16 protein-coding genes, 1 tRNA gene and 1 other RNA gene are annotated in these 14,957 nt (G+C 38.6%); 9 read left to right on the top strand and 9 right to left on the bottom strand.

Annotated features, from left to right (window positions below):
* Positions 1-149 precede the first annotated feature (149 nt).
* The 4 genes from ACYVQ1_RS05815 to ACYVQ1_RS05800 all read right to left on the bottom strand — a co-directional run bounded on the left by ACYVQ1_RS05815 (position 150) and on the right by ACYVQ1_RS05800 (position 2,467).
* Positions 150-656: a DNA topology modulation protein gene (locus ACYVQ1_RS05815; RefSeq protein WP_461250142.1), complete on the bottom strand. Its 507-nt coding sequence runs from the start codon at positions 654-656 to the stop codon at positions 150-152.
* A 187-nt stretch (positions 657-843) separates the two neighbouring features.
* Positions 844-916 (bottom strand) — tRNA-Lys (locus tag ACYVQ1_RS05810).
* A non-coding RNA gene (gene ssrS / locus ACYVQ1_RS05805) (6S RNA) lies at positions 917-1,112 on the bottom strand.
* Positions 1,113-1,198: 86 nt separating this feature from the next.
* Positions 1,199-2,467 (bottom strand): replication-associated recombination protein A, encoded by a 1,269-nt coding sequence (locus ACYVQ1_RS05800; RefSeq protein WP_107372413.1) that lies wholly within the window; start codon positions 2,465-2,467, stop codon positions 1,199-1,201.
* Between the two features lie 169 nt (positions 2,468-2,636).
* On the opposite strand from ACYVQ1_RS05800, the gene rpmB reads away from it, so the two are divergent.
* From rpmB to nrdG, 9 genes are all read left to right on the top strand, one after another.
* Positions 2,637-2,825 carry a 50S ribosomal protein L28 gene (gene rpmB / locus ACYVQ1_RS05795; protein ID WP_002885786.1) on the top strand — a complete coding sequence of 63 codons (189 nt, stop codon included), beginning with the start codon at positions 2,637-2,639 and terminating at the stop codon, positions 2,823-2,825.
* 126 nt (positions 2,826-2,951) lie between these two features.
* Positions 2,952-3,218, top strand: coding sequence for an IreB family regulatory phosphoprotein (locus ACYVQ1_RS05790; RefSeq protein WP_002885737.1), 267 nt, complete (start codon positions 2,952-2,954; stop codon positions 3,216-3,218).
* The gene (gene ruvX, locus ACYVQ1_RS05785) at positions 3,218-3,637 is read left to right on the top strand and encodes a Holliday junction resolvase RuvX (RefSeq protein WP_002887078.1); all 420 of its coding nucleotides are present in this window, start codon (positions 3,218-3,220) and stop codon (positions 3,635-3,637) included. Before ACYVQ1_RS05790 ends, ruvX begins: the two co-directional genes overlap by 1 nt.
* Positions 3,638-3,744: 107 nt before the next feature.
* Entirely contained in the window at positions 3,745-4,050 is a 306-nt protein-coding gene (locus ACYVQ1_RS05780) for a DUF1292 domain-containing protein (protein ID WP_002885701.1), read from the top strand.
* 210 nt (positions 4,051-4,260) lie between these two features.
* Positions 4,261-5,907 carry a hypothetical protein gene (locus ACYVQ1_RS05775; protein ID WP_461250141.1) on the top strand — a complete coding sequence of 549 codons (1,647 nt, stop codon included), beginning with the start codon at positions 4,261-4,263 and terminating at the stop codon, positions 5,905-5,907.
* Positions 5,908-6,005: 98 nt separating this feature from the next.
* Positions 6,006-8,210, top strand: a complete 2,205-nt coding sequence (gene nrdD / locus ACYVQ1_RS05770) for an anaerobic ribonucleoside-triphosphate reductase (protein WP_461250140.1) — start codon at positions 6,006-6,008, stop codon at positions 8,208-8,210.
* Between the two features lie 90 nt (positions 8,211-8,300).
* Entirely contained in the window at positions 8,301-8,432 is a 132-nt protein-coding gene (locus ACYVQ1_RS05765) for a hypothetical protein (RefSeq protein ID WP_002885877.1), read from the top strand.
* 1 nt (position 8,433) lies between these two features.
* Positions 8,434-8,934 (top strand): GNAT family N-acetyltransferase, encoded by a 501-nt coding sequence (locus ACYVQ1_RS05760; protein WP_461250139.1) that lies wholly within the window; start codon positions 8,434-8,436, stop codon positions 8,932-8,934.
* Between the two features lie 4 nt (positions 8,935-8,938).
* Positions 8,939-9,544 carry an anaerobic ribonucleoside-triphosphate reductase activating protein gene (nrdG, locus tag ACYVQ1_RS05755; RefSeq protein WP_461250138.1) on the top strand — a complete coding sequence of 202 codons (606 nt, stop codon included), beginning with the start codon at positions 8,939-8,941 and terminating at the stop codon, positions 9,542-9,544.
* Between the two features lie 31 nt (positions 9,545-9,575).
* Here the strand turns inward: nrdG and yaaA are convergent, their stop codons facing one another.
* The 5 genes from yaaA to hisS form a co-directional block, all read right to left on the bottom strand.
* Positions 9,576-10,307: a peroxide stress protein YaaA gene (gene yaaA / locus ACYVQ1_RS05750; RefSeq protein WP_461250137.1), complete on the bottom strand. Its 732-nt coding sequence runs from the start codon at positions 10,305-10,307 to the stop codon at positions 9,576-9,578.
* 85 nt (positions 10,308-10,392) lie between these two features.
* Complete coding sequence (locus ACYVQ1_RS05745; protein ID WP_461250136.1) at positions 10,393-11,334, bottom strand: YitT family protein; 942 nt, start codon at positions 11,332-11,334, stop codon at positions 10,393-10,395.
* Positions 11,327-13,078 carry an aspartate--tRNA ligase gene (aspS, locus tag ACYVQ1_RS05740; RefSeq protein WP_461250135.1) on the bottom strand — a complete coding sequence of 584 codons (1,752 nt, stop codon included), beginning with the start codon at positions 13,076-13,078 and terminating at the stop codon, positions 11,327-11,329. Before aspS ends, ACYVQ1_RS05745 begins: the two co-directional genes overlap by 8 nt.
* Positions 13,079-13,187: 109 nt before the next feature.
* Positions 13,188-13,610 carry a hypothetical protein gene (locus ACYVQ1_RS05735; RefSeq protein WP_002892121.1) on the bottom strand — a complete coding sequence of 141 codons (423 nt, stop codon included), beginning with the start codon at positions 13,608-13,610 and terminating at the stop codon, positions 13,188-13,190.
* Positions 13,611-13,617: 7 nt separating this feature from the next.
* Positions 13,618-14,898: a histidine--tRNA ligase gene (hisS, locus tag ACYVQ1_RS05730; protein ID WP_461250134.1), complete on the bottom strand. Its 1,281-nt coding sequence runs from the start codon at positions 14,896-14,898 to the stop codon at positions 13,618-13,620.
* Positions 14,899-14,957: the final 59 nt, after the last annotated feature.

Raw genomic sequence — 14,957 nt, 5'->3', positions numbered from 1 at the left:
AAAAAGTCTATTTGTTCAACGTTGAAAGCGCTTCTTACAAAATATTCTGACAGTTATAGCTAAGATTGCAACTCGTTATTTACTATATCTTTTAACCTTGCTTCTTATGTATAACTATCAGCTATTTAACGACTAAATAGTTCTAGTAGCTATTTAACCTGCTTCATATAATCATTTAACTGCCTTTGATTCTTTAAAATAATTGTCTTGTCCGAATAATTTTTAATAACTGCATTATATCGCTCTACATATTTTTTAGAACGTCCGTCTAATAAAATCCATTTCACAAATGCAAAATCAAATTTTTCATTACAGCCATCTGCCATGCTAGGACGTGTCTTTCCCCTATATGTTAAATAACGCCTAAACGCCCGATAGAGACAATTAACTCTGTTAAAGTTGAAATATACAATACAGTCAGCTTCCCTCATACGTTCTTCATAAAGACAGGCCGAGTAATTCCCTTCAATAATCCAATCACTTTGTAGCATAAATGTTGATATATCGCCAGTCATTTCATCAACTGTTCGCTCTTGCCAATTTGATGTGAAATGAATTTTATCTAAATGAAGTACCTGACAATTATAGTGTTGTCCTAAAAAATTTGCCAAAGTCGACTTTCCAGAACCACTATAGCCAATGATTACAATTTTCAACTTATGTCTCCTTTTTCAATTCTGTTTCTTGACTATTATCATAACACAAAGCATATATTTAGAAGAAATTATCATTGGGAACAACTCTCGTTTAGACAAACAAGCACGTAAAGTTCTGTTTAAAGTGAGTTCTTTCTTAGAAAAATAAAAAAGAGACTTACAAGCAAGTCTCTTTCCGATATTAATATACCCCCTACAGGGCTCGAACCTGTGACCCATGGATTAAGAGTCCACTGCTCTACCAACTGAGCTAAGGAGGCTGGATGCTGTATTGGTACCGATGATCCACGGTTTGTATTGAACCCGCGACGTAAAAAAGCAGGTGGGCGACTCGCTACTAACTTCAGTTGCTTCTGGGTGAGCCAGCCTGCACACTGTTAATAGACCTCTGTCTCCCGATAATACAAAAATTAGTCGGTCAACACTTATATGTGGATTCGTATACCACAGCAATTTCTCTGTTTTTATAATACCACTTTTGAAAATTATTGCAAGAGGAAAAATCAATTTTTTTGCAATCGTTTTCGTTGATTCCTCTCGCATTATCTAGATAACTTATCGATTCGGTCTTTATTAGCTCCAAGAGCTCTTTCATATTTCCCGGTTTCATTGGGGTGGAAATAATTCACACCTCTTAATTTATCCGGAAGGTATTGTTGCTTGACCCACTTTTCAGGATAAGCATGGGGATACTTGTAATCTTGTGCATTGCCCAGTTCCTTACTTCCAGCATAGTGCCCATCTCTCAAATGACGAGGAATCGGTAAATTTCCTGATTTTCTAAGGTCTGCCAAGGCAGCATCCATAGCCATATAAGCCGAATTCGACTTAGGAGATAAAGCTAAGTCAACAACTACATTGGCTATCAAAATACGCGCCTCTGGGAAACCTACTTTCTGTGCAGCTTCCAAAGCTGTAACCGTGTGAACTTGCGCATCAGGATTAGCTAAACCAATATCCTCGTATGCAATCACAGTCAAGCGCCGCGCTAGACTAGGGAGATCTCCTGCTTCAACCAAACGCGCTGCATAATGAAGACTGGCATTAACATCAGAGCCTCGAATAGATTTTTGCAAAGCAGAGAGCACATCATAGTGTCCATCACCGTCTTTATCCATGGTGATATAGCTACGTTGTAAACTATTTTCCACTGTATCTAAAGTAATATGGCGAAGCCCATCTTCTGAAGCTGGCGTCGACATGACAGCTAGATCCAACGAATTATAAGCCGAACGTAAATCACCATTAGTAGCCGTAGCAATAAAATCTAGAGCATCATCATCTAACTGGACATCAAAGTCAAAACCACGCTCCTTGTCCTCTAAAACACCTAGGATAGCTTCCTTAATATCCTCGTTAGAGAGTGGTTCCAACTCAAATATTTGTACACGACTACGGATGGCTGGTGTTACAGAAAAAAACGGATTCTCCGTTGTAGCCCCAATCATGATAATATTACCATTCTCTAAGAGTGGTAATAAAAAGTCTTGTTTAGCTTTATCTAAACGATGAATCTCATCTAGGAGCAGAACTAAGCCACCTGAAAATTTAGCCTCTTCCGCAATTTCCTGCAGGCGTTTCTTGCTATCAACTGTAGCATTAAAGGTTCTAAAAGCAAATTTTGTTGTTCCTGCAATAGCACTAGCTATTGAGGTCTTCCCGATTCCTGGTGGCCCGTAGAGAATCATTGACGATAGCATATTCGCTTCTACCATACGGCGAATAATTTTACCTTCACCAACCAGATGCTTCTGACCAATCACCTCTGAAATTGTACGTGGACGCATGCGTAGAGCAAGATTATCTGGCATCTTCTCTCCTTTTTTAACTGATTTTTTCTTATTAGAATAAGCATATACTATTTTGTTACAAAAAGAAATCATAAATAGTTCTTGTCAAACCTAAATTCTTATGATAGAATGTTTTGGTATGTGGTGCTAGCACATCCGTAATAAATTCTACCTAGGAGGAAAACACGAAATGGCTAAAGTATGTTACTTTACAGGACGTAAAACTGTTTCTGGAAACAACCGTTCACACGCTATGAACAAAACTAAACGTGCCGTTAAACCTAACCTTCAAAAAGTTACTATCCTTGTTGATGGTAAACCTAAAAAAGTTTGGGCTTCAGCTCGTGCGCTTAAATCTGGTAAAGTTGAACGCGTTTAATCTTATTGGATATTAAGAGAGATGACTTTAGTCATCTCTTTTTTTATTCATCGTCTTTCCCTTTTGGGTATACTTATGTTATAATAAAGAACTAACAGATAATTCTTATAGAAAGAAGGTGTCAGTATGGGATTTACAGATGAAACTGTTCGTTTCAACCTAGACGACGGTAGCAAAGATGAAATCAGTAATACTTTGACAAATGTCTACCGTTCGTTGGCTGAGAAAGGTTATAATCCTATCAACCAAATCGTCGGTTATGTTCTGAGCGGTGACCCTGCTTATGTTCCGCGTTATAATGACGCCCGTAACCAGATTCGTAAATACGAACGTGATGAAATCGTTGAAGAACTCGTTCGCTATTATCTTAAAGGAAATGGAATTGACCTCTAATGCGAGTAATGGGACTTGATGTTGGCTCAAAAACAGTAGGAGTTGCGATTAGTGACCCCCTCGGTTTTACGGCCCAAGGCGTTGAAATTATCAAAATTGACGAGGAGGCTGAAGAGTTTGGTTTCGACCGACTAGGCGAGCTCGTTAAAGAATATAAGGTAGAAAAATTTGTTGTTGGTCTTCCTAAAAACATGAATAACACTGAAGGACCACGTGTTGAGGCAAGCAAAGCCTATGGTGACAAAATCAAGGAAATCTTTGGAATTCCTGTAGATTACCAAGACGAGCGCTTGACAACTGTTCAAGCCGAGCGTATGTTAGTTGAACAAGCAGATGTCAGCCGTGGTAAACGTAAAAAAGTTATTGATAAATTAGCTGCCCAACTTATTCTACAAAACTACCTCGATCGAATGTTTTAAGAAAGTGTAATAGAGACCTAATAGTCAAGTGACAATCTAGTAAACTGACAAGCAAATATACTAGATTTTCCTCACTATTCAGCGCTCTCTTCAAAAAGGAGAACAATATGTCACACAATCACGACCACAACCATAATCATGAAGTCATCACTTTAGTAGACGAACAAGGAAATGAAACACTTTTTGAAATCTTGTTGACTATTGATGGACGCGAAGAATTTGGTAAAAACTATGTTCTTTTAGTACCAGCTGGTGCTGAAGAAGATGCTAATGGAGAAATCGAAATACAAGCATACTCATTCACTGAAAATGAAGACGGTACTGAAGGCGACCTTCAACCAATCCCTGAAGATTCAGATGCTGAATGGGATATGATCGAAGAAGTTTTCAATAGCTTTATCGACGAAAACTAAAAATATTCAATGCCATAGGCAAAGAAATGGCTTGTTAAAAAGAGATTGGGATATTGTATCTCAGTCTCTTTTTTAGATATTTTTTATTAAATGTAAGAAATTAGAGGAAAATTGACTAAATGGTATTATCTGATATACTTTAAATAAGACAATTAGGAGGCAAGACCCTTCTATTTATAACTTTCCAAATGTCAACAAAGGAGTTTAATTGTGAGTCCATACAACGAAGACAATACTGTAGATTCAAGTGGCTACCAAGGTTATCATCGAAGCCACCATCGATCTCATACACAAGATAGTCAATCCGAAAAGATTGAAGTGACAATTCAAGGACATACCGAAGAATCAGATTCTTCTCAAATAGAGAAAAAAACTAAGATCTCACTTCCATGGAAGCATAAAGGTCATATCCTGATTTTCAGTTTGATCTTAAGTATTTTTAGTATATCAGTTCCCTGCTTTACAGACTTTGCCAATAATATACAGTCTCAAAACCTTTATATTGCAAAAATGTTTGCCAATGGTAGCTTACCTTACTCTGACTTTTTTGCGACAGGTGGATTCTTTTATTACCTCCTGGTTTCTCTGGCTTTCCGTTTAGGATCAACTCTTTGGCTAATTCCTATACAATTCCTCGCCTACTATCTTTCTGGTAGTTACCTTTACAAGACTGTCATGCACATGACAAGTAAGAAGGAAATTGCCACTCTAATTAGTATTATTTTCTATGTCACTAATGGAACACTTGGTTTTGGTGGGCTTTACCCTATCCAATTTGCTATGCCTTTTGTCCTAGGTGCAATCTTCTTCTTAACTCGTTACTTTGCGGGTCATAGTCGTGACGAAGCCTTTATTCTTTACGGCTTTGCTGGAACTGCCGGGGCCCTATTTGAAGCTCGAACTCTTATTTTCTGGATATTGTCACTTGTGACAATCTTCGTTTACAACCTTGTCAACAAACACTTTGCTCGTGGTTTTTATCAAGTTCTTTGTATTGTTTTTGGTAATATTCTAGTATTGTATCTATGTCTTTACTTTATCCTTAATTTACAAATTACATCGGACTATATTAACCAAGTTTTGGTTTACAACTTTACACAACTCGCTGTAGAAAAAAATGACTTTCTACTTACATTAGCCTATCAAAGCTTTGCTGTTTTAGGCTCTGGGTTACTTATTGGTGCACTTACTACAAGCAACCACCTTCTTGGCGAGGCTAAAGATAAGAGCATCAAGTGGGTACTGCTCCTTAGTTTTATCTTTACAGTGGTTTACAGCTTGTTCTCTCAAAGCTTTGGACTTTACAGTATGCTCAATATCGTACCTTATGGTCTAGTCTTAACAGCACTTTCTTTAGATGATGCTATTAAAAAGAGAGTAGAGCGAACTTCTCACCGACGTCGTAATGGTAACCAGATTCACACACTTAAAGTTTTTGGTATCTTCCTTAGTCGTAATTACTTCTTACCTATTGCAGTCTTTGCATTCGCTTTTGCGATGCCAATCATTATGTTCCTATTTAATTTAGGAAATAATACTGAACGTAGTACTGTCGCAAATTATATCACTAAAAATACCAAGAAAGATGAGACTATCTACGTTTACGATTCTTCAGCAAAAATTTATCTGGAAAGTGGTCGTAAAGCAGCCTCACAATTTGTTCTTCCAGAACTTAACACAGCTAAATCTAGTCATCAGAAAGCTCTTTCTGATACTATTATCCAAGATTCAGCACAATATATCGTTGTCCAACAGGATACACAACTACCTTCTGATGTTAAATCTACACTTTCAAAAAACTATAAAAAAGCCCCTGTAAAAGGCGTTGAACGATATACTGTTTACGTCCTAAAATAGGTCGAAAAATCAATATATAGTGGTTGGAATAAAAATATACCACAATATATTGATTTTTTTTTGCCTAGTGCTATAATTAGTAACGAGGTGATTTTTAGATGATTACATTAGAAAAAGAAAAGGTTACAATCAACCCTGATATCAAAGTCATCAAACGCGATGGGCGTATGGTTGTCTTTGATTCAAGTAAAATATATGAAGCTATTCTCAAAGCAAGTGAGGCTATTACACCTATCACACCCTTAATTGAAGCAAAGTTGGAAGGAATTGCCAACCGTATTGTTGCTGAAATCAATGACCGCTTCAGTCAAAATATCAAAATATATGAAATCCAAAGCATTGTAGAGCACGAGTTACTCGAAGCTAACGAATATACTATCGCTCAAGAATATATTAACTATCGTACCAAACGTGATTTTGAGCGTTCTCAGGCTACTGACATCAATTTCACCATAAGTAAACTTGTTAATAAAGATCAAGCTGTTGTTCATGAAAATGCTAATAAAGATAGCGACCTTTACAATACACAACGTGATTTAACCGCAGGAATTGTCGGAAAATCTGTAGGACTTAAGATGCTTCCTCCACACGTGGCAAATGCTCATCAAAAAGGAGATATCCATTTCCACGATTTAGACTACAGCCCTTACACACCTATGACCAACTGTTGTTTGATTGATTTCAAAGGCATGTTGGCAAATGGTTTTAAAATTGGTAACGCTGAAGTTGAAAGTCCTAAATCCATTCAAACTGCAACAGCACAAATTTCACAAATCATCGCAAATGTTGCCTCTAGTCAATATGGTGGCTGTACTGCAGACCGTATCGATGAGTTTTTAGCTCCTTACGCAGAACTTAACTACAAAAAACACTTAGCTGATGCTAAAGAGTGGGTAGCTGAAGAAAAACATGAAGATTATGCACGCGCCAAAACGCGTAAAGATATCTACGATGCTATGCAATCTCTTGAATATGAGATTAATACGCTTTTCACTTCAAATGGACAGACTCCCTTTACCTCTCTAGGTTTCGGTTTGGGAACAAGCTGGTTTGAGCGTGAAATCCAAAAGGCTATCCTACAAGTTCGTATTTTAGGACTTGGCTCCGAACACCGTACAGCTATTTTCCCTAAACTGATTTTCACCTTAAAACGTGGACTTAACTTAGAGCCTAGCTCACCTAACTACGATATTAAGCAACTAGCTCTTGAATGTGCAACAAAGCGTATGTACCCGGATGTCCTATCATATGACAAAGTCATTGAATTGACGGGTTCCTTCAAGGCTCCTATGGGATGTCGTTCCTTCCTACAGGGGTGGAAGGATGAAAATGGTGTTGAAGTTAATTCTGGACGAATGAATCTGGGGGTTGTAACCCTTAATCTTCCTCGAATTGCCCTAGAATCTAAGGGAGACCAAGATAAATTTTGGGAAATTTTTGAAGAAAGAATGGGAATTGCCAAAGATGCACTCGTCTATCGAGTTGAACGTGTCAAAGAAGCAACACCTGCTAACGCGCCTATACTTTATCAGTATGGGGCCTTTGGCCAACGTCTAGGTAAATTCGACAATGTAAATCAACTCTTCAAACATCGTCGTGCAACCGTATCACTTGGTTATATTGGGCTTTATGAAGTAGCATCTGTTTTTTATGGTAGTGACTGGGAGACAAATCTAGAAGCCAAGGCATTTACTTTAAATATCGTAAAAGCTATGAAAAATGCTTGTGAAGGTTGGTCTGACGAATATGATTATCATTTCTCTGTTTATTCAACACCATCAGAAAGTTTGACTGATCGCTTCTGTCGTTTGGATACTGAAAAATTCGGTGTCGTGACTGATATCACAGATAAAGAATATTACACCAACTCTTTCCACTACGATGTTCGTAAAAATCCAACACCATTTGAAAAATTAGAATTCGAAAAAGCTTACCCAGAAGCTGGCGCAACTGGTGGATTCATCCATTATTGTGAATATCCAGTCCTCCAGCAAAACCCTAAAGCACTCGAAGCTGTCTGGGACTTTGCTTATGACCGTGTCGGTTATCTTGGAACGAATACTCCAATAGATAAATGCTACAAGTGTGACTTTGAAGGGGACTTCACCCCAACAGAACGTGGATTCATGTGTCCTAACTGTGGCAACACAGATCCTAAAACAGTTGATGTTGTCAAACGTACTTGCGGCTATCTAGGAAATCCACAGGCACGCCCAATGGTTAAAGGACGCCACAAAGAAATCTCTGCTCGAGTCAAACACATGAACGGTTCAACCATAAAATATGAAGGTAAACACCTTTAATAAGACCTAGAATACTTTTATAATAAACTAGAAGCAGCTGGATGATACCTTCCAACTGCTTTGCTTATTTCATTTTTAGAAAGGAATATAATGGGAAAATATCAATTAGATTATAAAGGCATGCAACAAGTGGAACGTTACCACGAAAAAAATGCAACCGTCAAAAACGATAAAAAAGCACGTGTCCAAGCCCTTTTGAAAAAAGCTGGAAAGAAGAAATAATATGATCTTACGCCGACCAAGTCAAACAGATAAAGAAGCTGTCTTAGAGATGATGGTTGAATTTGAAAGGGAACAAGCTGCTCATGATGGTGGATTTTGGAACCCCGACAATTTTGTTTATGAAGAGTGGCTAGAAGAAAATCTTCAAGCGGAAGCGGGACTCAATATTCCTGAAAACTGGGTTCCTGCTATCCAGCTGGTTAGTTTTGACGTAGCAGGCCAGGCTCTTGGCTTTCTCAACCTTCGTCTCCGATTAAATGACTACTTACTAGAAAAAGGGGGCCATATCGGCTACTCTATCCGTCCATCCGAACGAGGAAAGGGTTATGCGAAAGAATCTCTCCGTCAAGGCTTACAAATAGCTAAAGAAAAGAATATTCATCGTGTTCTGGTCACTTGTAGTATCAAGAATCCTGCTAGCCAAGCTGTTATATTAGCCAACGGTGGTCAGTTGGAGGACATTCGCCATGAAACTGAGCGCTATTGGATAGATTTGGAGTAGAATCATGACATGGAATACACCAAAACCACAAGAATGGAAGTCTGAAGAACTTAGCCAAGGACGCATTATTGACTACAAAGCCTTTAACTTCGTTGATGGTGAAGGCGTACGTAACTCCCTTTACGTCTCTGGTTGCATGTTTCATTGCGAGGGATGCTATAACGCTGCCACCTGGTCCTTTAAGGCAGGAATTCCCTATACTAAAGAACTTGAAGAACAAATCATGAAGGATCTAGCTCAACCTTACGTACAAGGTCTCACGCTACTTGGTGGTGAACCCTTCCTAAACACAGGAATTCTCATTCCCCTAGTCAAACGCATTCGTAAGGAACTCCCGGAAAAAGATATCTGGTCTTGGACTGGGTATACTTGGGAGGAGTTGATGCTTGAACCCCCTGATAAACTAGAACTTCTTCAACTCGTTGATATTCTCGTTGACGGCCGCTTTGACATCACTAAAAAAAACCTTATGCTCCAGTTTAGAGGATCATCTAATCAACGTATTATTGATGTCAAAAAATCTCTTGATCAAGGAGCAGTCGTTATTTGGGACAAACTAAATGACGGTCAAACTAACTATGAACAAGTCGATCGTAAAGATATGCTATAAGAAAAAGTCTGAGTTGATAACTCAGACTTTTTTAAATGATTTTAACAAAAACTAGCTCATTGTTAGAGGATAAATCCTCACGATAGTTAAAATCATCAAAAGACAATTTTCGCAAAGCATTAATCCTTTGACAATTCTCCTCCATAACAGCTGTCAAAAAAGCCCCTCTTGCCTTTTTGGAGATCGTAGAGTGAGTCTTAAGAACCCCATTGCGGTCTTCCATAAAGCTAACCGTGAATAACTGCTTACGAAGAGTTGGACTAAAAACATCCTCAAATTCACTTGAAAGTAAAGAAACAACTGGAGCTTGACTCTCCTCTAAAAATTGATCATATTCAGCACGCCAATAGTTTTTTAAGGACTGACCATTAACCTTAATCTTCGTATGAAAGTCATGACGATGTTCTTGAATCGGGTAAAAAGCGGGAATGATTCCATAAAAAGAAGATGTGATAAATACTTGTTGACCTAAGAAATCTTTTTCACATGTGGATAAGTCACTACGTTTGATGTGACGATACATCAGTCCATTAAAAAGCTCGATAGCCGGATAGTTCTTCGCTTCTCCAGACAAAATCGCAGCCCAGCGCTGCTTTTCTTTCTCAGCCTGCTCAGGCTTTATTTTATAAGCTGTGGACAATTCATCTGTGGATAATTTTGCCATTTCAGTTAGGATAGCCGCACTTTTTTTGGATAATTTTTGAGATGTAACTTCCTTACTGGCCTTCATTTCTTTTGCGGTTGGAATTAAAAATCTAATCATACTGATATTGTAAAGTCAAGCAAGCATTTCGTCAAGAATTCTCTCCAACAAAAAAGAAGCTAACATTCGTCAACTTCCTTTTTTATTAGTCATCTAGATCAACAAAACGACCTAGAATATGTACATTTTCTGCAATGGAGACAAAGGCTTTAGGGTCTGCTTTTCTCATATAATGCTTGAAGTCAGTATACTCTTCACGCGTAATAATCGCCAATAATACGGCTTTCTTTTCGTGATTATATGTTCCTTCCGCATCATTAATCAACGTTACTCCACGGTGGAGTTTCTTCTGGATCATTCGTACAACTGGATCTGGATTACTTGTAACAATCATAGCCTGCATTTTCTTTTGTTTAGTGAAAATCGCATCCGTTATTCGACTAGAAACAAAAATCGTAACCATTGAATAGAGAGCGTATTTCCAACCAAAAAGAATGCCCGCAAAAACCATGATAATCCCATTGACAATCAAGGAGATATTACCAACATCACGTCCTGTTTTCTTACGAATAGTGAGGCTAACGATATCCGTTCCTCCGCTAGAGATACGAGATTTTAAACCGAAACCAATCCCTGTTCCCATGACCAAACCACCAAAGATAGCATTAATCAAAGGATCCTCTGTCAAGGTTACATGTGGCATCACCTGAATAAAAAGGGAACTCATCGTTACTGTAATGAAGGTAAAGATAGTAAATTTATGGCCAATCTTATACCAAGCCAAAATCAAGAGAGGAATATTAATCGCGTAGAAAGTCAATGATACTGGTATCTCAAAGCCCAAAGTTCTAACACTCAATGCCGATAAAACCTGTGCCAAACCTGTCGCTCCACTGGAGTAAACATGTCCAGGTTGAAAAAAGAAATTAACGGCGATTGACGATAAGAGCCCATAAAGTAAAGACGCTGAGACTTTTTCAGTATACTTTTCACGGGAAATACTACGAACAGCCTGCAAAACGCCCATTCTCTTCGCAGACTTTTTCGCTACAAATTTAACATGTTTATGAAGAGGTGCTTTATTCATTTTCTAAATCTACATGAAGGGCAAGTTCTTCCAACTGTTTATCAGCCACAAGACTTGGAGCCTGAGTCATAGGATCTGATGCCTTATTATTTTTAGGGAAGGCAATCACTTCACGGATATTATCTTTACCTGCAAGAAGCATAACAAAACGGTCAAGACCGATAGCCAAACCACCATGTGGTGGGAAACCATAGTCCATAGCTTCAAGAAGGAATCCAAATTGCTCGTAGGCTGATTCTTCAGAGAAGCCAAGGGCTTTCAACATACGTTCCTGTAGGTCTTTATGATTGATACGTAGACTACCCCCACCAAGCTCATAACCATTTAAGACAATATCATAAGCCACAGCACGAACCTTGGAAAGATCACCTTCAAGCTCTGCTACAGAATCTTCTGTTGGCAAAGTAAATGGGTGGTGAGCAGACATATAGCGTCCTTCTTCTTCAGACCACTCAAACATTGGCCAATCGACAACCCAAAGGAAGTTGAACTTAGTATTGTCAATCATGTCAAGTTCTTTAGCAATCTGATTACGCAAAGCACCAAGTGTGTTATTAGCGATTTCAAGAGTATCTGCTACAAAAAGAACTAGATCATTCTCTTCAAGGTGTAAAGCATCTGTCAACTTTTCTTCAATACTTGTCAAGAATTTAGCAACTGGACCAGCTAGAACTCCGTCAGTCATCTTAACCCAAGCAAGACCTTTAGCGCCAAATTGTTTGGCAAACTCTGTCAACTTGTCAATGCTTTTACGTGAGTATTTGTCTGCATTTCCTTTGACAACAATTGCCTTAACAGCTGGTGCCTCAGCAAACACTTTGAAGTCTACACCCTTGACAACCTCTGTCAAGTCTTGTAAAAGCATGTCAAAGCGTGTATCTGGCTTGTCAGAACCATAGTTATTCATGGCATCATCATAAGACATGCGTGGGAATGGTAGTGTAACTTCAATTCCTTTAGTTTCTTTCATAACCTTAGCAATCAAGCCTTCTGTAATATCTTGGATTTCTTGCTCATTAAGGAATGAGGTTTCCAAGTCAACTTGTGTAAACTCAGGTTGACGATCTCCACGCAAATCTTCATCACGGAAACACTTAACAATTTGATAATAACGGTCAAAACCAGCATTCATTAATAATTGTTTAGTGATTTGGGGACTTTGCGGAAGAGCATAAAAATGGCCTTGGCTAACACGGCTTGGAACCAAGTAATCACGAGCACCTTCTGGTGTAGATTTTGTCAACATTGGTGTTTCAACATCGATAAATTCCAAGTCATCAAGATAATTACGGATGGCATGAGTTACCTTTGCACGGAGCTTAAAGTTTTCCAACATCTCTGGACGACGAAGATCCAAGTAGCGGTAACGCATACGTGTATCATCACTAGCCTCAACACCATCTTTGATTTCAAATGGTGTTGTTTTGGCAGTATTAAGGACTTTAAGGTCTTCAACTTTAAGTTCGACAGCACCTGTAGGCAAGTTATCATTAGCTTGTTCACGCGCTTCAACAGTTCCTGTTACTTCAATAACAAATTCGCTACGCAAGCTCTCAGCTGTTTCAACCACAGTTGCATCCGCATTCTCAGGGTTAACAACCAACTGCATCAAACCTTCACGGTCACGAAGATCGATGAAAATCAAACCTCCGAGGTTACGACGGCGAGATACCCAACCTTTCAAAGTAATAGTAGTTCCGATGTGTTCACTACGAACACGTCCGGCATACATAGAACGTTCCATAAATACACTTCTTTCGTTAATTTTTTAGTCTTAACTATTATAGCAAAAAGCCCATCAAAACCCCACCCATTTCAGGTTAGAATTTTAATAGACTTTCTTTTTTATCAAACTATTTGCCAAATTGTTTCAACAAATCACTAGTATCCACGTAATCTTCAGCAAACTCTTCAAAATCTTCAAAACGATAATCAGCTGTTTCTAAGTCAAGTAAACTATTCCAGCGGAAACCGTAAACATCTTCAATGATAACACTAAGTTCATCAGTTTCCTCGTCTACCTGCCATCCCAAATAACGTTCCTGAGTTTCAAAACTCAAGACTACATCTTGACAATCTTGACGCCAAACTTGACCAAGTAATTGCTGACACATCGCATGATCACTTGCAGGCTCATCATTAAACCAAGTAATTTCATGCTTATCAAGAAAAGCAATCAACTGCCAAAACTGTTGTTGGAAACGAATAGGCATACTACGATCAAAAGCCAAACTAAACTTTTCACTCCGTTTGAGCATATCAACTATACTAATCATATGTCCCCTACTTTTCTAACTGTTTGAGGACTGCTGCAAAGTTCTTAGTTAGCTCTTCGAAACTTACAGTAACTTCCTCACGAGTAGAATTATTTTTGACATTAACTTGACCTGACTCCACTTCACTCTCACCTAAAGTGATAACAGTCTTGGCCTTGAAGGTATCTGCTGACTTGAATTGTGCCTTAATCTTCCGTCCAAGGTAATCACGTTCAGCTTTAAATCCTTGATAGCGGATAGCTTGAACTAATTCAAGAGCTTTACCATTAGCACCTGAACCAAGTACTGCAATGTAAACATCTAGACTTTCTTCCACCGGAAGTTCAATACCTTGTTTATCAAGAACCAAAAGCAAGCGTTCTAAACCAAGTCCAAAACCAAAACCAGCTGTTTCTGGACCACCGAAGTATTCAACCAAACTATCGTAACGACCGCCCGCACAGATTGTCAATTCAGACTTATCAATAGTGGTAATAAATTCAAAAATCGTGTGGTTGTAGTAATCAAGACCACGTACCATATTAGTATCAATCACATAAGGAATGTTAAGATTATCGAGCATGGCACGCACTTCGTCAAAGTGCGCTTGACTTTCGTCATCTAAATAATCAAGAATAGAGGGTGCATTTTCAACTGCAACCTTATCTTCTTTTTCTTTTGAATCGAGTACTCGCAAAGGATTTTCATCCAAACGGCGTTGACTATCTTTTGATAAAGTATCACGCATTGGTGTCAAGTAGTCAATCAAGGCCTGACGATAAGCCAGACGACTCTCAGTATTTCCAAGGCTATTCAAATGAAGGGTAACTTCCTTGATGCCAAGCGTATTAAAGAGTTGGTAGGCCATAGCAATGGTTTCAACATCTGTGGCTGGATTTTTTGATCCAAAGCACTCTACACCAAGTTGGTGGAACTCACGCAAGCGTCCTGCTTGAGGACGTTCATAACGGAACATTGATCCAATATAATAAACTTTAACGGGTTTTTGAACCTCTGGCGCAAAGAGTTTATTTTCTACATAAGAGCGTACAACCGGTGCTGTTCCTTCTGGACGAAGTGTAATATGACGGTCTCCCTTATCATGAAAATCGTACATTTCCTTAGTAACGATGTCAGTTGTATCACCTACTGAACGTGAAATGACCTCGTAATGTTCAAACATAGGTGTACGAATTTCACCATAATTGTATTTCTTAAATGTTTCACGTGCAACATTTTCTACGTACTGCCATTTAGCACTATCAGCAGGTAAAATATCCTGCGTTCCCTTAGGTTTTTGAAGTTTCATAATGATGATACAGATCTCAAATAGACCTGCCCTCCTTTTCCGTTATTACAGATATAATC

The organism is Streptococcus parasalivarius, from assembly GCF_054785155.1.
The sequence above is the reverse complement of the archived record's forward strand: the minus strand, read 5'-3'. Positions and strand labels throughout refer to the sequence as shown.